The sequence below is a fragment of the Epibacterium sp. MM17-32 genome, from assembly GCF_022348205.1.
Taxonomy (GTDB): domain Bacteria; phylum Pseudomonadota; class Alphaproteobacteria; order Rhodobacterales; family Rhodobacteraceae; genus Epibacterium.
Window position 1 is genome coordinate 228,479 of sequence record NZ_JAKRFC010000005.1, and the last position, 19,279, is coordinate 247,757.

General features: G+C 58.6%; 18 protein-coding genes. 10 read left to right on the top strand and 8 right to left on the bottom strand.

What is annotated here, in order from left to right; translation table 11 throughout:
• Positions 1–24: 24 nt before the first annotated feature.
• The 5 genes from mnmE to MHM88_RS10780 are packed head-to-tail and all read left to right on the top strand — an operon-like array spanning position 25 to position 5,534.
• On the top strand, positions 25–1,311 hold the full coding sequence (mnmE, locus tag MHM88_RS10760) for a tRNA uridine-5-carboxymethylaminomethyl(34) synthesis GTPase MnmE (protein ID WP_239364297.1): 1,287 nt from the start codon (positions 25–27) through the stop codon (positions 1,309–1,311).
• Between the two features lie 12 nt (positions 1,312–1,323).
• Positions 1,324–3,198, top strand: a complete 1,875-nt coding sequence (gene mnmG, locus MHM88_RS10765; protein WP_239364300.1) for a tRNA uridine-5-carboxymethylaminomethyl(34) synthesis enzyme MnmG — start codon at positions 1,324–1,326, stop codon at positions 3,196–3,198.
• Entirely contained in the window at positions 3,195–3,812 is a 618-nt protein-coding gene (gene rsmG, locus MHM88_RS10770) for a 16S rRNA (guanine(527)-N(7))-methyltransferase RsmG (RefSeq protein WP_239364312.1), read from the top strand. Before mnmG ends, rsmG begins: the two co-directional genes overlap by 4 nt.
• The gene (locus MHM88_RS10775) at positions 3,805–4,617 is read left to right on the top strand and encodes an AAA family ATPase (RefSeq protein WP_239364315.1); all 813 of its coding nucleotides are present in this window, start codon (positions 3,805–3,807) and stop codon (positions 4,615–4,617) included. Before rsmG ends, MHM88_RS10775 begins: the two co-directional genes overlap by 8 nt.
• 17 nt (positions 4,618–4,634) lie before the next feature.
• Positions 4,635–5,534 carry a ParB/RepB/Spo0J family partition protein gene (locus MHM88_RS10780; protein ID WP_239364318.1) on the top strand — a complete coding sequence of 300 codons (900 nt, stop codon included), beginning with the start codon at positions 4,635–4,637 and terminating at the stop codon, positions 5,532–5,534.
• Here MHM88_RS10780 and MHM88_RS10785 read toward each other — a convergent pair.
• From MHM88_RS10785 to rph, 4 genes are read right to left on the bottom strand one after another with little or no spacing between them, the layout of a single operon-like run.
• Complete coding sequence (locus MHM88_RS10785; protein ID WP_239364321.1) at positions 5,524–5,877, bottom strand: YbaN family protein; 354 nt, start codon at positions 5,875–5,877, stop codon at positions 5,524–5,526. The two genes, MHM88_RS10780 and MHM88_RS10785, sit on opposite strands and share 11 nt — an antisense overlap.
• Positions 5,878–5,880: 3 nt before the next feature.
• Positions 5,881–7,035 carry a radical SAM family heme chaperone HemW gene (gene hemW / locus MHM88_RS10790; protein ID WP_239364324.1) on the bottom strand — a complete coding sequence of 385 codons (1,155 nt, stop codon included), beginning with the start codon at positions 7,033–7,035 and terminating at the stop codon, positions 5,881–5,883.
• Positions 7,028–7,642 carry an RdgB/HAM1 family non-canonical purine NTP pyrophosphatase gene (gene rdgB, locus MHM88_RS10795; RefSeq protein ID WP_239364326.1) on the bottom strand — a complete coding sequence of 205 codons (615 nt, stop codon included), beginning with the start codon at positions 7,640–7,642 and terminating at the stop codon, positions 7,028–7,030. Before rdgB ends, hemW begins: the two co-directional genes overlap by 8 nt.
• Positions 7,639–8,352 (bottom strand): ribonuclease PH, encoded by a 714-nt coding sequence (gene rph, locus MHM88_RS10800; RefSeq protein ID WP_011540185.1) that lies wholly within the window; start codon positions 8,350–8,352, stop codon positions 7,639–7,641. The genes rdgB and rph overlap by 4 nt, the downstream gene beginning before the upstream one ends.
• A gap of 139 nt (positions 8,353–8,491) precedes the next feature.
• Between rph and hrcA the strand changes: the two genes are divergently transcribed.
• Both hrcA and MHM88_RS10810 read left to right on the top strand, forming a co-directional pair.
• Positions 8,492–9,556, top strand: a complete 1,065-nt coding sequence (hrcA, locus tag MHM88_RS10805) for a heat-inducible transcriptional repressor HrcA (protein ID WP_239364339.1) — start codon at positions 8,492–8,494, stop codon at positions 9,554–9,556.
• A 9-nt stretch (positions 9,557–9,565) separates the two neighbouring features.
• The gene (locus tag MHM88_RS10810; protein ID WP_009177390.1) at positions 9,566–10,129 is read left to right on the top strand and encodes a nucleotide exchange factor GrpE; all 564 of its coding nucleotides are present in this window, start codon (positions 9,566–9,568) and stop codon (positions 10,127–10,129) included.
• 86 nt (positions 10,130–10,215) lie between these two features.
• Here MHM88_RS10810 and mutS read toward each other — a convergent pair whose 3' ends face one another.
• Positions 10,216–12,855, bottom strand: a complete 2,640-nt coding sequence (gene mutS, locus MHM88_RS10815; RefSeq protein ID WP_239364342.1) for a DNA mismatch repair protein MutS — start codon at positions 12,853–12,855, stop codon at positions 10,216–10,218.
• A 123-nt stretch (positions 12,856–12,978) separates the two neighbouring features.
• The gene (locus MHM88_RS10820) at positions 12,979–13,827 is read right to left on the bottom strand and encodes a flagellin (protein ID WP_239364345.1); all 849 of its coding nucleotides are present in this window, start codon (positions 13,825–13,827) and stop codon (positions 12,979–12,981) included.
• Between the two features lie 324 nt (positions 13,828–14,151).
• Between MHM88_RS10820 and MHM88_RS10825 the strand changes: the two genes are divergently transcribed.
• Together MHM88_RS10825 and MHM88_RS10830 are read left to right on the top strand one after the other, a co-directional pair.
• On the top strand, positions 14,152–16,407 hold the full coding sequence (locus MHM88_RS10825) for an NADP-dependent malic enzyme (RefSeq protein ID WP_239364348.1): 2,256 nt from the start codon (positions 14,152–14,154) through the stop codon (positions 16,405–16,407).
• Positions 16,408–16,427: 20 nt separating this feature from the next.
• Entirely contained in the window at positions 16,428–17,300 is an 873-nt protein-coding gene (locus MHM88_RS10830) for a ribokinase (RefSeq protein ID WP_239364352.1), read from the top strand.
• A gap of 69 nt (positions 17,301–17,369) precedes the next feature.
• On the opposite strand, the gene msrA is transcribed toward MHM88_RS10830, so the two are convergent.
• Positions 17,370–18,035 (bottom strand): peptide-methionine (S)-S-oxide reductase MsrA, encoded by a 666-nt coding sequence (msrA, locus tag MHM88_RS10835; RefSeq protein WP_239364356.1) that lies wholly within the window; start codon positions 18,033–18,035, stop codon positions 17,370–17,372.
• Between the two features lie 175 nt (positions 18,036–18,210).
• On the opposite strand from msrA, the gene MHM88_RS10840 reads away from it, so the two are divergent.
• Positions 18,211–18,924 carry an HAD family hydrolase gene (locus MHM88_RS10840; protein WP_239364359.1) on the top strand — a complete coding sequence of 238 codons (714 nt, stop codon included), beginning with the start codon at positions 18,211–18,213 and terminating at the stop codon, positions 18,922–18,924.
• 11 nt (positions 18,925–18,935) lie between these two features.
• Here MHM88_RS10840 and MHM88_RS10845 read toward each other — a convergent pair whose 3' ends face one another.
• Positions 18,936–19,217, bottom strand: coding sequence for an SCP2 sterol-binding domain-containing protein (locus MHM88_RS10845; protein WP_239364368.1), 282 nt, complete (start codon positions 19,215–19,217; stop codon positions 18,936–18,938).
• Positions 19,218–19,279: the final 62 nt, after the last annotated feature.

The following is a 19,279-nucleotide window of genomic DNA, read 5'->3' on the forward strand; positions in this document are numbered from 1 at the left end:
CAGGGCGAGGAAAGAGGCCATCCCATGGATACGATCTTTGCGTTGGCCACCGCCCAGGGAAAGGCCGGTGTCGCCGTCATTCGTGTCTCCGGCCCAGATGCACCTGAGATCGGAGAGCTTCTGACGCGTCGGACGCTTCCTGCGCGGGGCATGATATTTTCGAAATTGAAAGATAGAGATGGCCAGGTCCTGGATGAGGCCCTGGTCCTGTCGTTCACGGCACCGGATAGCTTCACCGGTGAAAATATTGTTGAATTTCAAATACATGGAAGCGTGGCCGTCGCCGATGCGGTCCTGGATGCAATCCGGGCAACAGAGCGAGCCCGTTTGGCTGATCCCGGAGAGTTTACGAGACGCGCCTTGGATAACGGCAAGCTCGACCTGACGCAGGTCGAGGGGCTTGCAGACCTGATTGATGCCGAAACCGAGGCGCAGCGCAAACAGGCCCAGGTCATCCTGTCTGGCGGTCTGGGAAAGATCGCGGATGGCTGGCGATCGGATCTGATTCGGGCAGCGTCGTTGATCGAAGTGACGATCGATTTTGCCGATGAGGATGTGCCTGTTGACGTGACACCCGAAGTGACAGCGCTGCTGCAGAACGTTCTGACAGGATTAAAAACACAGGTCGAGGGTGTCGGGATCGCTGAACGAATCCGCACTGGATTTGAAGTCGCGATCGTCGGCGCACCGAATGTCGGAAAATCCACCCTTCTCAACGCTCTGGCGGGCCGGAATGCGGCCATCACATCAGAATATGCAGGCACGACGCGGGATGTGATCGAGGTTCGCATGGATCTCGCCGGACTCCCGGTAACGCTTTTGGACACCGCAGGAATTCGTGCCACTGACGATCACGTCGAAGGGATCGGCATCAAGTTGGCACAGGAACGGGCAGAGGCCGCCGATCTGCGCGTTTTTCTTGCCGAGCCAGATGATGTTCTGGATGTCCCGATGAAAGAAGGTGATTTGCGGCTGCTGCCAAAGGCGGACCAGAGAGAAGACGCGGCGGGTGCGGTGTCGGGAAAAACCGGTGCGGGAATAGACGAACTGGTTTTGCACATTTCGTCGACATTGAAGAATCGGTCTTCTCATGCGGGGATTGCGACGCGCGCCCGTCACCGCGATGCAATGCAAACTGCTCTGGAGAGCTTGCATCAGGCGGTTACGATGCTTGAGAATGGTTCCGAATTCTATGATCTCGCGGCTGAAGATATGAGGTCGGCGATACGCGCGTTGGAACTTCTGGTGGGGCGTATCGATGTTGAGAATCTCTTGGACGAGATCTTTTCGAGTTTTTGCCTGGGAAAGTGAGGAGTGTTTCACGTGAAACATCCGGACTATGATGTTGTGGTTATCGGCGGTGGGCATGCAGGGACCGAAGCGGCCCACGCGTCAGCGCGCATGGGTGCAAAGACTGCGCTGATCTCCCTCCGTAAGGATGGGATCGGGATTATGTCCTGTAATCCTGCGATCGGAGGTCTTGGAAAAGGGCACCTCGTCCGCGAGATTGACGCTTTGGATGGGGTAATGGGCAAGGTTGCCGACCTCGCAGGGATTCAGTTTCGGCTGCTGAATCGTCGCAAGGGGCCAGCGGTCCAAGGCCCCCGTGCCCAAGCGGATCGCGAGATCTATCGCAGAGAGATCCTTAAGGCGGCGGAGCAGCAAGAGAATCTGGATATTGTCGAAGCAGAGGTCACGGATTTCCTGATGTCTGGTGATCAGAGGGTGGCCGGTGTCAAGCTTGCGGACGGTTCCGAAATCTGCGCTCCTTCGGTTGTACTTACATCCGGGACGTTTCTGAACGGCGTCATCCATATCGGGGATGTTGCTGTCTCCGGCGGCCGTATGGGGGATAAGCCTTCCATCAAGCTCGCTGAGAGATTGCAGGCGTTTGCGTTGCCAATGGGGCGTTTGAAAACCGGGACGCCACCGCGTCTGGATGGGCGCACGATAAACTGGGACATTTTGGATGCCCAACCTGGTGATGAGGAGCCGACGCTGTTCTCATTTCTCAGTACTGGCGTATCAGCGAAGCAAATCTCCTGCGGGATCACGCATACGAACGAGCGTACGCACGAGATTATTCGAGCTAATCTTGATCGTTCCGCGATGTATGGCGGGCATATCGAAGGGGTTGGCCCTCGTTATTGTCCGTCGATCGAAGACAAGGTCGTTCGCTTTGCAGAAAAGTCCTCGCATCAGATTTTCCTGGAGCCCGAAGGTGTCGATGACCATACGGTTTATCCAAATGGTATCTCGACGAGTCTTCCTGAGGAAGTTCAGCTGGACTACGTGCAGTCCATCGTTGGATTGGAACAGGCCAAGATCCTGCAGCCAGGATATGCGATCGAATATGACTACGTAGATCCCAGAGCGCTGCATGCGACGCTTCAGCTCCGCGAAATTGATGGATTATATCTTGCTGGGCAAATCAATGGCACCACCGGCTATGAAGAGGCGGCGGCGCAAGGCTTGATCGCCGGGTTGAACGCGGCGAGACATGCATTGGGCGGTGATGACATCGTGCTGGGACGCTCCAGCAGCTACATTGGTGTTATGATCGATGACCTCATCACCAACGGGGTGAGTGAACCCTACCGGATGTTTACATCTCGCGCTGAATTTCGGCTATCGCTGCGAGCAGACAACGCGGACCAGCGGTTGACGCCGCTTGGTCTTTCTATTGGATGTGTCGGTGAACATCGCAAGGTGATGTTTGAAGAGAAGAGAGAAGCACTTGAACGTGCAAAGCGCGTTCTCACTTCGTCAGTCTTTACGCCCAAGCAACTGGTCGAAGCTGGTCTTGAGGTCAATCAGGATGGTAAGCGTCGAAATGGCGTAGATGTCCTGGCTTTTCCGAACGTCGGCTTTGAGGATATCCTCGAGCTCTTTCCAGAGTTAGGCCCCGTTTCGAAAGAGGTGCGGACACAGCTCGAAAGAGATTCGTTGTACGCGAACTATATCTCCCGGCAAGAGCGCGAAGTCCTCGCTCTCAAGAAGGATGAATCTCAGATTATCCCAGCTGATTTCGACTACCAAATCGAGGGTCTGTCGTTTGAGTTACAGCAAAAGCTCGAACGCGCACGCCCGTCGAATCTCGCGCAAGCCGCACGAATTGATGGAATGACACCGGCAGCGCTTGCGCTTATTCTCGGGAATCTAAAGCGTTTACAGAGAGTTGGAGCGCAATCTGCATGAGCCTCGAAATGGTAACGGAGCGCTTCAATGTTTCACGTGAAACATCTGAACGCTTAAAGATATATGCGGATACGCTGACCAAATGGAACCCCAAGATCAATCTGGTTTCGCGAAGGAGCCTCGAGGATCTTTGGACACGGCATATCCTCGATAGCGTGCAGGTATTTGAAGCAGTCGAACCAGCCGAGACATGGCTCGACATTGGCAGCGGTGGCGGGCTGCCGGGCATTATCGTGGCGATCATGGCTGCAGAACAAGCGCCGGATATGTCTGTCACGCTGATGGAGAGTGATCAGCGCAAGTCCGCGTTCTTGCGCAGCGTGGCCAGAGAATGTGGAGTGAACGTCGCAGTAAAAGCCGAGAGAATTGAACATGCGTCACCAGTCGGGGCAAGGGTTCTTTCCGCGCGCGCGTTGGCCGATCTGTCCGATCTCCTGAGTTTTTCCAAGCGCCACTTGCAGCCAGGTGGCGTTTCTGTGTTCCCAAAGGGCGCCAGTTGGAAAAAAGAAGTGGATAACGCACGCAAACAATGGCGGTTCGAGTGCGAAGAGATTACAAGTCTTACTGAGCCAGAGGCTGTCATTCTCAAAATCAAGGGAGTAGAGCGTGTCTGAAGTGTCCCGTTCGGGAGGCCCCCGCATTGTTGCAATTGCAAATCAGAAAGGCGGGGTAGGGAAGACAACCACGGCCATCAACCTCGCTGCTGCAATGGTGGAAGAGGGGATGCGAGTACTTCTTGTGGACCTTGATCCGCAGGGAAACGCTTCCACCGGCTTGGGTGTTGAGGCGGATGAGCGGGATCATACGACGTATGACCTTCTGGTCGAGGAAGCCGAGCTATCGCAATGCATTCGCGAGACCGACCTCGAAGATCTCTGTATAATACCTGCAACCGTTGATCTGAGCTCCGCCGACATTGAGTTGTTTTCCAATGAGAAGCGCAGTTTCCTTCTTCATGATGCTTTGCGACAGCCGGCCATGGCCGAATACGATTGGGATTACATCCTGATCGACTGCCCGCCATCGTTAAACCTATTGACTGTGAATGCGATGGTTGCGGCGCATTCGGTGCTGATTCCGCTTCAGAGCGAGTTTTTTGCGCTTGAAGGTCTGTCGCAACTGATGTTGACAATTCGAGAAGTCCGCCAGGCCGCAAACCCCAATCTTCGGATCGAGGGGGTCGTATTGACAATGTACGATCGGCGGAACAACCTTTCTCAGCAGGTTGAACAGGATGCGAGAGACAATCTCGGTGATCTGGTCTTTCGTACCAAGATTCCGCGCAATGTCCGGGTCAGCGAAGCACCATCCTACGCTATGCCGGTGCTGAATTATGATGCCGGGTCGCTCGGCGCAAAGGCTTATCGGCAACTTGCGGGTGAGATCATTGGAAACCATGAAAATGTTGCGGCGGAATAAGAACAAGAGGGGCAGAAATGGCAGATAAGAAACCGAAACCGCGTGGCCTTGGCCGGGGATTGTCGGCATTGATGGCGGATGTGAATGCGGAACCGGTAAGTACCGAGGGAGGAACCCCGCCTCGGAACGCCGTTGTTCTTGTCCCGATCGAGAAGGTTCAGGCCAATCCTGATCAGCCTCGACGCCAGTTCCTGCAAGAAGATCTGGATGATCTGACAGCATCGATCAAGGAAAAAGGGGTGCTTCAACCTCTGATCGTGCGGCCGCGAGAGGGTGGTATCTACGAGATCGTCGCGGGCGAACGTCGTTGGCGCGCCGCTCAGGCCGCGCAGCTGCACGAGGTTCCGGTTCTGATCCGCGACTACTCCGATGTGGAGATGCTCGAAGTCGCGATCATCGAGAATATCCAGCGATCAGATCTGAACGCGCTGGAAGAAGCGCAGAGCTACAAGCAGCTGATGGACAAGTTCGGTCATACGCAGGAAAAGATGGCCGAGGCTCTTGGTAAAAGCCGCAGCCACATCGCCAATCTGGTGCGGTTGCTGCACTTGCCAGAGGATGTCCAAGGTCTTGTTCTGGATCGCAAGTTGTCCGCAGGTCACGCGCGCGCGCTGATTACATCTGACAATGCGTCTGAACTCGCGAAGAAAATTGTCAAAGGCGGCCTGTCGGTCCGTGCGACAGAATCTCTGGTGAAAAAGGATGCGGCGGGGATCTCTGGTGGCACCGGGGCCAAGAAACCAAAGTCCCAAGCGGAGAAGGATGCAGACACGCGTGCGCTGGAGGGCGATTTGTCAGCGATGATCCGCATGAAGGTTTCTATCGATCACAAACCGGGCGGAGAGTCCGGTACAATGACAATCTCGTATGAGACTTTGGATCAGCTGGACGAGCTGTGCAATCTGCTTAGCCGTTAGGGCGGGTCCAGATAAAGATCATCACCGCGGCCAAGGTCACCGCTTGTATCAACAGGATGTGGCCGGGAAGCTGAAGAAATATCGAAAGCAATAAGACAGCGGCGACCGAGACGGTTGCCGCTTTTTTTGCGCCAATGCGAATGGCGCCGTGTTCATTCCAGTCCGAGATCATCGGACCAAAGGTGGCGTGGGAGAGCAACCAGTCATGCAAGCGATCAGAGGAGCGCGCGAAAAAGAAGGCAGCCAATAGGAGAAACGGAACGGTTGGTAGCAATGGAAGTGCGATCCCTACCATCGCCATCAGGACGCAGAACAGACCAAGGCAGAGGTAGATAATCTTCATAAATCAATCCATTAGGAGTTCACGGAGCACAGCGTTCAAAACCGCTCGTCCCTCAGAAGTAGCCTTGAGCCGTGATCCGTCCACGTCAATCATTCCCAGCTCCTTGAGCTGGTGAATTTTGGTCGTGGGAAGCGGGAGCCCCGCAAGACTGGAATGGCGATCGAGGTCTAGCCCCTCATGTAAACGCATCCCCATCATCATGTGTTCAGCCACTTGATCTTCTTGGGACAGCGGGTCGAAAGGGAGGAGGCCGCTCCCCTTTTTCACGGCGTCAAGCCAAGCACCGGGCGCGCGGGGGGCTTCGGTTGCATACCGCTGACCATTCAGCGTGATTCTGCCATGCGCGCCGGGACCAACCCCAACGTAATCGCCATAGCGCCAGTAGATCTGATTGTGGCGGCTTTCCGCGCTGGGACGGGCATGGTTGGAAATCTCATATCCCGGAAGACCGTAGGCGTCACAGATGTCTTGTGTCGCAAGATACATATCGGCGGCGTTGTCGTCTGTGGGGAGGTCACGGAGTTTGCCGCGCGCGTAGCGATCCCCAAAGGCGGTGCCGTCCTCGATCGTGAGCTGATAGAGGGACAGGTGGTCGATCGCCATGCTAAGGGCCTCGGAAAGCTCTGCTTTCCACGCCGCCAAGGTCTGACCCTGACGTGCGTAGATCAGATCAAAGCTGACGCGATCAAAACAGTTCCGCGCCACGTCAAAGGCTGTCCGCGCCTCATCGACGGAATGGATGCGGCCCAGGCGACGCAGGTCATCGTCGTTCAGCGCCTGTATTCCCATCGAGATGCGATTTACGCCAGCATCACGATAACCGGCAAATCGCCCCGCCTCGACGGAACCCGGATTGGCCTCTAGCGAGATCTCGATGTCGTTGGCAAAGGTCCAGTTCTCGCGCGCCGCTTCAATCACCGCAGCGACGGTATCCGGATGCATCAGCGAGGGTGTGCCGCCGCCAAAAAAGATGGAATTCAGCAGACGATCAGGGAGCAGCTCGCCCATGCGGCGCAGCTCGGATTGATAGGCGGTCACCCAGGCCGATTGATCGATCTGGGAAACCACATGGCTATTGAAGTCGCAGTAGGGGCATTTGGCCTGACAGAACGGCCAATGCACGTAGAGACCAAAGCCCCCGTTGCGCCAATCATCCACCAAAACACCCCTGCACAAACTGGGCCAATGCGCGGCCACGATGGCTGATGCGGTTTTTCTCCGCCTTGTCCATCTGCGCGCAGGTCACGTCATAGCCTTCGGGCATGAACATCGGATCATAGCCAAAGCCGCCCTCGCCACGTATGGGCCAGACAAGGCGTCCGGGCATAACGCCCTCAAAGACCTCATCGTGACCGTCGGGCCAGGCCAGAACCAAAGTGCAGCGAAATTGTGCGGTACGGGGAGCATCGGGGCCTTTTGCGGTAATTTCATCATTGGCGCGGGTCATCGCCATCATGAAGTCACGACCCTGATCGGTCTCGGCCCAATCTGCGGTATAGACGCCGGGCGCACCATCGAGCGCGTCGATGGTGATGCCGCTGTCGTCCGAAAGGGCCGGGAGGCCGGTGGCCTTTGCCGCGGCATGCGCCTTGATGCGGGCGTTGCCGACAAAGGTGTCTTCGGTCTCTTCGGGTTCGGGCAGGTTCATTTCGCCCGCACCGACAACCTTCACGCCAAAGGGTGCGAGGATCTCGGTGATCTCGCCCAGCTTTCCTGCGTTATGTGTAGCGACGAGCAAGGTGTCGCCTTCGAATTTGCGGGTCATGCGCAGGCGGCCTTCTGCATCTCTGCGAGTTCGGAGGTGCCTTTGGCCGCAAGGTCCATCAGCTCATTCATCTGATCGCGAGAGAAAACAGAGCCCTCGGCGCTCATCTGAACCTCGATGAGTTTGCCCGAACCCGTCATGATAAAGTTGCCATCGACGCCGGCCTCGGAGTCCTCGGGGTAGTCGAGATCAAGCACGGGCTGGCCTGCATAGATGCCACAGGAAATGGCGGACACCGGATCAACCAACGGGTCCATGGTGACGTCGCCCGCCTTCATCAGTTTGTTGACAGCCAGACGCAGCGCCACCCAGCCCCCGGTGATCGACGCACAGCGGGTGCCACCGTCGGCCTGAAGCACATCGCAGTCAACGGTGATCTGGCGTTCGCCCAGAGCCACACGATCAACTCCCGCACGCAGTGCACGGCCGATCAGACGCTGAATTTCGACGGTGCGCCCGCCTTGTTTGCCGGACGCAGCCTCACGACGCATACGGGTGTTGGTCGCGCGGGGCAGCATGCCATATTCTGCGGTGACCCAACCCAAGCCAGAGCCTTTGATGAAGGGGGGAACGCGGTCCTCGATCGTTGCGGTACACAGAACATGGGTGTCGCCCATCTTGATCAGGCAGGAACCTTCTGCATGTTTGGTAAAGCCGGTTTCAATGGAAACGCTGCGCATTTCATTCAGGGCACGTCCGGAGGGTCGCATGTGGATATCCTTTTGTTGTTGCCCCGTCGATACCGCCCGTGGGGTTGGCGATGCAAGGGTCATTGACCATATCTGAGGATGCGCTTTAGTGACAAATGAGGGGTATGAAGGCCTTCGGGTCGGAAACATCGGGTAAGAGATGACGAACGCGAATTCCATTCTCCAGGATATGAACGATCGCTCACGCGAGGTGTTTCGGATACTGGTGGAGAACTATCTGGATACTGGTGGACCTGTCGGTAGCCGGACCCTGACGCGATCCCTGAGCGAGAAGGTCAGCGCCGCGACTGTTCGAAATGTCATGCAGGATCTGGAATATCTCGGTCTGCTCGACAGCCCGCATGTCAGCGCGGGCCGTATTCCAACGCAGATGGGGTTGCGGTTGTTTGTCGATGGCCTGTTGCAGATGGGCGATCCGAGCCGGCAGGATCGCGAGATGATCGACCGTACGTTGGGGGACAATTCCAGCGATGTGGGCGGCATGCTGGATCGTGTGGGCGCTGCGCTTTCGGGGGTGACGCATGGGGCATCGCTGGTGCTGACGCCCAAGCATGAGGCGGAACTGCGCCATATCGAATTTGTGTCTCTGGCGCAGGATCGTGCGCTGGTGGTTCTGGTGTTTTCGGACGGGCATGTGGAAAACCGGCTGTTCACGCCGCCGCCGGGACAGACGCCAAGCTCGATGCGGGAGGCGGCCAATTTCCTCAATGCGCTGATCGAGGGGCGGACGCTAAGCGACGTGCGCAAGGATGTGCAGGTCGAGATCGAAAAGCGCCGTCAGGAGATCGACACCCTGGCAAGCGACATGATCGAAAGCGGGCTGGCAGCCTGGGAAGATGACGGTAGCGACCAGGCGCGTTTGATCGTGCGGGGACGGGCGAATCTCCTCTCGGAAGACGGCGCACCGGACGAATTGGAGAAGATCCGCAGCCTGTTTGACGATCTGGAACGCAAACGTGACATCGCCGAATTCCTTGAACTGACCGAAGAAGGCGACGGTGTGCGCATTTTTATCGGCTCGGAGAACAAACTTTTCTCACTTTCGGGTTCCTCTTTGGTGGTGTCTCCATATATGAACGCTGATCGAAAGATCATCGGTGCGGTCGGGGTCATCGGCCCCACGCGCCTGAACTACGGACGGATTGTGCCGATCGTGGACTACACGGCACAACTGGTCGGGAAAATGGTATCCGACCGGAGCTAGAGGTGGATTATGGCAGAGCCCAAGAACGAAGACTTTTTGGACGATATCGAGGCAGCCGAAGCCGAGGAGCTGTCGGCTCAGACCGAGGAATTCGACGACGAAGCGCTGGAGCTGGACAGCCTGCGTGCGGAGCGTGATGAATACAAGGACCGCTTCATGCGCGCCTTGGCCGATGCGGAAAACGCGCGCAAGCGTGGCGACAAGGCACGGCGTGAGGCGGAGCAGTATGGCGGCTCCAAACTGGCGCGGGACATGCTGCCGGTTTACGACAACATGAAGCGTGCGGTTGAGGCTGCAACCGAAGAGCAGAAGGCTGTGTCTGCTGCGTTGATCGAAGGGGTTGAACTGACCATGCGCGCGCTGCTGGACGTGTTCCAAAAGCACGGCATTCAGGTGGTAACACCTGAGGTTGGAGACCGGTTTGACCCGCAGGTGCATGAGGCCATGTTCGAGGCACCCGTGCCCGGCACAAAGGCCGGTGACATCATTCAGGTGTCCGCTGAGGGCTTCATGCTGCATGACCGCCTGCTGCGACCCGCACAAGTTGGCGTGTCGTCAACACCCGCGTCCTAATAGAAATGGGCCCTGATGGGCCCATGCCTCCGGCGGTGGTATTTTTGAAAAGATGAAAGGGCGGCCGTTTGGGACCGTCCTTTTTCTTAGCTCTTGCTGGCGTCCTTTAGCCGGTAGAGCGCTTCGAGTGCCTCGCGCGGGGTGAGATCATCGGGGAAAATCTCTTCGAGGAGCTTTTCTGCCGGCGAGGGGCCTTTGGCGGGTTTGGGCTGCGGCGCTGGCGCGGCGGCGAACAGTGGCAGGTCATCGATTTGTACCTTGCCCGCGCCGCCGCCTTCGCGGCTGCTTTTCTCCAGCATATCAAGGACGCTGCGTGCGCGTTCCACGACGGAAGCGGGTAGGCCCGCGAGTTGCGCCACTTGCACACCGTAGGAGCGATCTGCGGCGCCTTTTTTGACCTCATGCAGGAAGATCACTTCGCCTTCCCACTCCTTGACCGACACCGTGGCATTGTCGACACCGGGCAGCTTTGCGGCGAGCTGGGTCAATTCGTGGTAGTGGGTGGCAAAGAGCGCGCGGGAGCGGTTGACCTCATGCAGATGTTCAAGCGTCGCCCAGGCGATCGACAGGCCATCGTAGGTGGCCGTGCCACGTCCGATTTCATCAAGGATCACCAGCGCGCGGTCATCGGCTTGGTTCAGGATGGCGGCAGTTTCCACCATCTCCACCATGAAGGTTGAGCGACCCCGGGCGAGGTCGTCGGAAGCTCCGACGCGGCTGAACAGCTGGCTGACCATGCCGATGTGGGCGGATTCAGCCGGTACATAGCTGCCCATCTGGGCCAGAACTGCGATCAGCGCATTCTGACGCAGGAAGGTTGATTTACCCGCCATGTTCGGACCGGTCAGCAACCAGACAGCGGCGCCATCGTCCGTGCTGAGGTCGCAGTCATTGGCAACGAAAGTCTCGCCGCCTTGTTGGCGCAGCGCCTGTTCCACGACCGGATGGCGGCCCCCGTCCACGTGAAACGCGCGCGAGGTATCAACCCGTGGCCGGGTCCAGTTTTCACCGCGGGCCAGATCGGCCAATGCGGTCACCAGATCAATCTCGGCAAAGCCACGTGCAGCCTGGTTGAGACGCGCGGCGCAGTCGAGAATTGCGCCGGAAAGCCTTTGATAGAGCCGCTTTTCGATCTCCAGGGCCAGGTTTCCGGCATTGAGGATCTTGGTTTCAATCTCGCTCAGCTCCACCGTTGTGAAGCGTACCTGATTTGCGGTAGTTTGACGGTGGATGTAGGTTTCCGACATCGGTGCCGACTGCATTTTGGCGGCATGGGTCGCGGTGGTTTCGATGAAATAGCCAAGCACGTTGTTGTGCTTGATCTTCAGCGAGCTGATGCCGGTGTGTTCCGCGTATTTCTTCTGAAGACCTGCGATGACGGAGCGGCCCTCGTCGCGCAGGGTCCGGGCTTCGTCCAATTCGCTGTCATACCCTGACGCGATAAAACCGCCATCACGGGCGAGCAAGGGGGGCTCTGCAATCAAGGCTGCATCCAGCAAGGACAGAAGCTCGTCAAATCCGCCAAGGGCGTTTCTGGCTTCTGTCAGAAGAGGCGGTAGATCTTCGCCCTGAAGTTCGCGCTCGATCTCTTCGCCTTGGGTCAGCGCGTTGCGAATGGCGGCGAGGTCGCGGGGGCCGCCGCGGTCCAGCGCAAGCCGCGACAGGGCCCGGTCGATATCGGGCGTTTTGCGGAGAAGACCCCGCAGCGCATCGCTCCGCGTCGGGCCCTCAACGGCGGCATCGAGCGCAGCAAGACGCGAAGAGATCACATCGAGATTGCGCGAGGGGCTGGAAAGCCGTTGTTCCAGTAGACGCGCGCCCCCCGGGGTCACGGTACGATCCACGACCGCGAGGAGCGATCCGGCGCGCCCCCCAGAGAGTGAGCGGGTAAGTTCGAGATTGCGCCGTGTCGAGGCATCGATTTGAACGGTGCGATCTTCGGACTCTTGCAAGGGCGGCTGCAATAGCGGCAGTTTGCCCTTCTGTGTGATCTCCAGATAGTCCACCACAGCGCCCATCGCGGAAATTTCCGCGCGGCTGAAGGTGCCAAACCCATCGAGCGCGCCCACGTTGAACAGGCTACAGAGACGTTTTTCGGCGGCAGTGCTGTCAAAACTGGCTTTGCCCAGTGGGGTCAGCGGGATCTTGTATTCCTCCGCCAGCGGTAGCGTGGCGTCATAAACCGCGCCATCGGCGACAATCAGCTCTGACGGAGCAAGGCGCGCCAGCTCCGGGCTGAGCCGCACACGGGCGACCGGCATCACGTGGAACACACCGGTGGAAATATCGGCCCAGGCAAGCGCGGCCTGATCGCGCAGTTCCGAATAGGCCACGAGGAAATTATGCCGACGGGCCTCCAGCAGGGAATCCTCGGTCAATGTGCCGGGGGTGACCAGACGCACCACATCGCGTTTCACAACGGATTTCGAGCCGCGTTTTTTGGCCTCGGCCGGGCTTTCCATCTGTTCTCCGACAGCAACCCGAAACCCCTTGCGGATCAGGGTCAGGAGATAGCCCTCTGCCGCGTGCACCGGCACGCCGCACATGGGGATGTCTTCGCCTTCGTGTTTGCCGCGTTTGGTGAGGGCGATATCAAGCGCCTCGGCGGCGTTCACCGCGTCCTCAAAGAACATCTCGTAGAAATCGCCCATGCGATAGAACAGCAGCGCATCCTGGTATTGCGCCTTGATCTCGAGATATTGCGCCATCATCGGCGTGACAGACATGCGAGCCCCCATTCGTCAGGTCGCATGACGTTTACATGGCTCGAGTCGCGAGGAAAACCCGGCAATCCAAAGGCCGAACCCCGCATCTGCGGAACTCGGCCATAGGTGTTGTTTTCAGGGCGATCAGGAGTAGAGCGACCGCAAGGATCCCGGTGAGGCGTTGGCGATCGAGAGCGACAGCCCGCTGAGCTGTTCCTGAGCGCTGAGGGCCTCGTATCGGGCGGCGGCGTCTTCCATGTCGGTATCGGTCAGCTCGCTTATGCCCATCTTCACCGCATCGCTGAGCTTGTCGAGAAAGACATCCTGCTCGGCCATCTGCTGCGCACCGGCGCCAAGAGCCGCGGCACTGTCGGTGGCATAGCGCAAGAAGCCCTCTATTTCGCCAAGGGCGGTACGGGCCGAGGCTGCATCGGTCACCGCGGTACGGTTGTTGATGTCAAAGCTGGCGTTGCCTTCGAAATCGACGCTGTCGACGGTGATGGTGGATTGCGTCGGCGCCGCGTCACCAGAGCGATCCTGAGACGCCGCGACCGTCAGACCCGTGCCGCCATTGCCATCGGCGTCGGTTGCCAGAAGATTGACCCCGTTGAAGCCAGAGGACGAAATGATCGTATTGATCTGCTCTGTCTTCTGGGCCAGCTGTTCCTCGATCATCGAGTAGTCGCCGACACCGGAGCTGGCCTGGACCGTCAGCTCCTTCATGTCGGTGAGGATCGAGGTGATCTGTTCCGCACCGGCAGAGGCAACGGAAACGGTGGCCTCGACGACGTTCAAGCCACTGGAGGTGGCTTCGAACCCGGCCAGATCAGATCCCATGATTTCGGAAATGGCCCAGATCGCCGGAGCGTCCTTGGCTTTGTCGACCTCTTTGCCGGTGGAGATGTCGTCCTGGACATCCTCCTTTTCCACCTGCTTGTCGGTGAGAACCCGAAGCGCGATCTCTGCGCCCGGGTTGGTGTTGATACTTGTCATTTGTGCACCCCTATATAACCCAATACCTGGTATGCATGCTTCATTGGCCCGCGCGGGAAAGGCCCGAACGGACGGGGGATGCCATTCTGACATATGCAGTCGACAGATGAGTCGCTGCGCCACTTGGGCAGCAAGTGCAGTTAAGAAACACCAAGGAAGTGTAGCAAAGACGGGTCTGGATTGGGGCCAAACTTTGACAAACCCTTTCGATTTTAAGCCGTGATTTGAAAGAAATGCAAAAGAGTGAATTGTGAAAGCGGTGGATTGAGAGGCTGCGGCCGCTGGGATATGACAGTTTTCGACTAGGAGAGGACGAAGACCGACATGCCCAAAGCCAAGATCACCAATGAAGAGGCGCTGGCCTTTCACCTGGAGCCCAGCCCCGGCAAATGGGAGGTCACCGCGACGGTCCCCATGACCACCCAGCGGGATCTGTCCTTGGCCTATAGCCCCGGCGTGGCGGTCCCCTGTGAGGCGATCGCCGAAAACCCCGAACTTGCCTATGATTACACCAACAAGGGCAATCTTGTTGCGGTGATCTCCAACGGGACGGCGGTTCTGGGGCTTGGTAATCTCGGTGCACTCGGCTCCAAACCGGTGATGGAAGGCAAATCGGTCCTTTTCAAACGTTTTGCGGATGTGAACTCGATCGACATCGAGCTCGACACCGAGGACCCGGACGAGTTCATCAAGGCGGTGAAGCTGATGGGGCCGACCTTTGGCGGTATCAACCTCGAAGACATCAAGGCGCCCGAGTGTTTCATCATCGAGCAGAAGCTCAAGGAAGAGATGGATATTCCGGTCTTCCACGATGACCAGCACGGCACCGCGGTGATCTGTGCCGCTGGCCTGATCAATGCTTTGCACCTGTCTGGCAAGAAAATCGAGGATGTTCGGATCGTTCTCAATGGGGCAGGGGCGGCAGGCATCGCCTGTATCGAGCTGTTGAAATCCATGGGTGCGCGGCATGAGAACTGCATCGTCTGCGACACCAAGGGCGTGATCTACCAGGGTCGGACCGAAGGGATGAACCAGTGGAAATCGGCCCACGCGGTCAAGACCGAGCTGCGGTCCCTCGAAGACGCCATGAACGGCGCGGATGTTTTCCTCGGCGTGTCGGTCCGGGGCGCGGTGACCCAAGAGATGGTGAAATCCATGGCCGATAATCCGGTCATCTTTGCCATGGCGAACCCCGATCCCGAGATCACCCCCGAAGAGGCGCATGAGGTCCGTGTGGATGCCATCGTTGCCACCGGGCGTTCGGACTATCCGAACCAGGTGAACAATGTGCTGGGCTTTCCCTACCTGTTCCGTGGGGCGCTCGACATTCATGCGCGCGCCATCAACGACGAGATGAAGATCGCCTGTGCCCATGCACTGGCCCGCCTGGCCCGTGAGGATGTGCCGGATGAGGTGGCGCTGGCCTACGGCAAATCGCTGTCCTTTGGTCGCGACTACATCATCCCGACGCCGTTTGACCCGCGTTTGATCCACCGCATCCCGCCTGCGGTTGCCAAGGCCGGTATGGATACCGGCGTGGCGCGCCGTCCGATCATCGACATGGACGCCTACGAACACGGCCTGCGAGGACGGATGGACCCGACGCAATCGATCCTGCGCGGCCTCAACGCGCGCGCCCGTGCGGCACAGTCTCGTATGATCTTTGCCGAAGGGGATGATCCGCGTGTGCTGCGTGCGGCTGTGACCTATCAGCGCTCCGGCTTTGGCAAGGCGCTGGTGGTTGGCCGTCAGGAGGATGTCAAAGCCAGGCTCGAAGAGGCCGGTCTGGGCGATGCGGTGCGCGAATTGGAGGTGGTCAACGCCGCCAATACCCATCACTTTGATGCCTATAAGGAATTCCTTTATAACCGCCTGAACCGGAAGGGGTTTGATCGCAAGGATATCCACCGTTTGGTGGGGCGCGACCGGCATGTGTTCTCTGCGCTGATGCTGGCACATGGGCACGGCGATGGTCTGGTGACCGGGGCGACCCGGAAATCCGCGCATGTGCTGGAACGCATCAACCATGTGTTCGACGCCGATGCCGACCACGGTGTGGCCGGGGTGACGGCGCTCTTGCACAAGGGGCGCATCGTGTTGATCGGCGACACGCTGGTGCATGAATGGCCAAACGAGAATGACCTTGCCACCATCGCAGAGCGTGCCGCCGGTGTGGCCCGGCACATGGGGCTTGAACCCCGGGTGGCCTTTGTGAGCTTCTCGACCTTTGGCTATCCGGTGTCGGAGCGGGCGGAGAAGATGCATATCGCGCCGACCGTGCTCGACAAACGCGGCGTCGATTTCGAATATGAGGGTGAGATGACCGTGGATGTGGCGCTGAATGCCAAGTCGCAGGAACATTACCCGTTCCAGCGCCTGTCCGGTCCGGCCAATATCCTGGTGGTTCCGGCACGGCACTCGGCCTCGATCTCGGTCAAGCTGATGCAGGAAATGGGCGGGGCGACTGTTGTGGGGCCGATCCTGTCGGGCGTCGACAAGCCGATCCAGATCTGCTCTACCAGCTCGACCGCCAATGACGTGCTGAACATGGCCGTTCTGGCGGCCTGCAACATCGGCTGAACCACGAGGGGGCGCGCATCATGGCAATCTGGAACCTTGGGTCGATCAATATAGACATGGTCTATGCCCTGCCGCATATGCCGGCCCCCGGCGAAACACTGGCCGCCAACTCCCTGGAGCAGGGGCTTGGCGGCAAGGGCGCGAATATGTCGGTTGCGGCGGCGCGGGCCGGTGCGCATGCCTGTCACATCGGTGCAGTCGGGCCGGAGGGCAAATGGTGCGTTGATCGGTTGACCGAATACGGCGTCGATACGCGCCACATCGCGCAGATGAATACCGCCACCGGGCATGCGATCATCGCTGTCGACCCGGCGGGGGAGAACCAGATCATTCTCTATCCCGGTGCGAACCGGGCCCTGAGCGCGGATCAAATCGGTCAGGCCCTGACGGCTGCGCATGCCGGTGACATTCTTCTGATGCAGAATGAGACGAATATGCAGGCCGAGGCAGCTGAGATTGGTCGCAAGCTTGGCCTGCGTGTGGCCTATGCGGCAGCGCCGTTTGATGCAGCGGCGGTGCAGGCGGTTTTGCCATTCATGGATCTGTTGTTCCTCAATGAAGTTGAGGCGGCGCAGCTTCAGGATGCGACCGGCAAAGCACCGCAGGATCTGGGTGTGGACGATGTGATCGTCACACTTGGTGCCGAGGGCGCGCGCCATTTTGATGGCCGCACCGGGACCGCTACAGATATTCCTGCGCAGAAAGTGACGCCCGTGGATACCACCGGCGCGGGCGATACCTTTACCGGATACGTGCTCGCCGCATTGGACCGCGGCCTGCCGATGGCACAAGCTATGGCGCAGGCGTCGCGCGCCGGCGCGCTGATGGTCACACGTCACGGGGCCGCGGATGTGATCCCAGATCTGAAAGAGGTGCAGGACGCCAGTTTCTGAGGCCTGGACATTTCAACCTGAAGAAAGGGGCCCACGGAGGCCCCTTTTTTTGCACCGGTTGCGCAGGGTTTAATGTGTTCCGACAAAGGGCGCCTCGTCGCCCCACAGGTCTGCAACCCGCGCGTCACGACCACAGGCGGTGCGATAGCGTTTGTAGGCTTTGGATTGGCGCAGCGGGCCAAAACGGGTCAACACCAGACCGTCGCCCTTGTAGTAGTCCTGATGATAGTCCTCGGCGTCGTAGAATGTTTTGGCATCCAGGATCGGCGTGACGATTTTCTGACCAAGCTCCCTCTGGGCGTCGGATCGGACTTGCTCGGCGAGAGCCTTCTCTGCCTTGTTAGAGACAAATATCGCGGTTCGGTAGACCTCGCCCCGATCACAGAACTGTCCGCCGGCGTCGGTCGGATCGATCGAGCGGAAGAACAACTCCAGTAGGCTCTCGCGCCGGATGACAGAGGGATCGAAGAGGATTTTGACCGCCTCGTAATGCCCGGTGCCGCCGCGTCCGACCTGTTTGTAGGTGGGGTTCTTGGTGGTGCCGCCGGTGTAACCGGAGATCACCTCCGAGACACCTTTCACCGATTCAAAATCGCTCTCGACGCACCAGAAACAGCCGCCTGCCACAATCAGTTCCTGTTGCGACTGGGCGCGTGCTTCGATGCCCTTTGCCAGCGATCCGATGATGATGAACGCGGCGAGCGTGATGTGTTTCAGTGTATCAAGACGACCCATGGCATCCTCCTGAATGAAGGGGTTCCTGCATTGCGACGAGCCTGCCTGACGCGACGTGCTGCGCCAAGGGAGTGACATCGAATGTCACGCATCGGTGACGGCAGTTTACCGGTTGGCGCGCCGGGGAGTTTCTTCTAGCGTCGGCAAAAATTGCATGAGGTCAGGGAGTATAGTGATGCGGATTGCCATGTGGTCGGGACCGAGGAACCTGTCTACCGCCATGATGTATGCCTTTGGGGCGCGCAGCGATTGCGCGGTTGTGGACGAACCGTTCTACGCCGCCTATCTGGCCCGCACCGGCCTTGAGCATCCGATGCGCGACGACATTCTGGACAGCCAACCGCAGGATCCATCGGTCGTCGCAGAGCAGCTCCTGGGTCCGGTGCCCGGCGCCAGGCCGCATTTCTATCAGAAACACATGTGCCAGCACATGATCGCGGAGGTGCCCCGTGAGTGGCTGCGTGATGTCACTAATGTCTTTCTCATCCGCCATCCCGCGCGGGTGATCGCCTCCTTTGCCGCGAAATATGACCAGATTGGCCTCGACGACATCGGGTTCAGCCAGCAGATGGAGCTGATCGAGCTTGTGCGCGGATGGGGACAGAAACCGCTGGTTATCGACAGCTATGACATCCGTCAGAACCCCAGGGAAAAGCTGGAACAGCTGTGCGAGGCGATCAGCTTGCCGTTTTCGCCCGAGATGTTGAGCTGGCCGAAGGGTGGCCACAAGGATGACGGCGTCTGGGCGCCGCATTGGTACGGGGCGGTGTGGAACTCGACCGGTTTCGCCGGGCCAGAAGGCGCATTGCCCGAGGTTCCAGAGCGTCTGCAACCGGTTTTGGAACAGGCGATGGAAATCTACGAGGAGATGCGGGCGATCAAGATCTGAGCCCGCAGCGGTCAGCCGATCAGTTTGCCGAGCTTCATCGCGACCGCCATGTCGCCGGAAATCTTGATCTTGCCCATCATCACCGCGGTCATCGGATTCAGCTGCCCGCGCAGGAGCTTTTTCAGGTTTTCGATGCTCAGGCGCAATGTGCAATCGGTGGCTTGTTCCTGGGTCGTGACATTGCCGTTGTCGAGAACGATCACACCCTCGGACCCACAGTCGAACTTCAACGACCCGTCAAAGCTCTTGCCATCCAAACCGTTGCGAATATCCGTTGCGATCTCTTCCATCATTGCGCCCCCCAACTGCGGTGATGCGCACAGGCTTAGGGGGTCGGGGCACAAACTGACAAGCG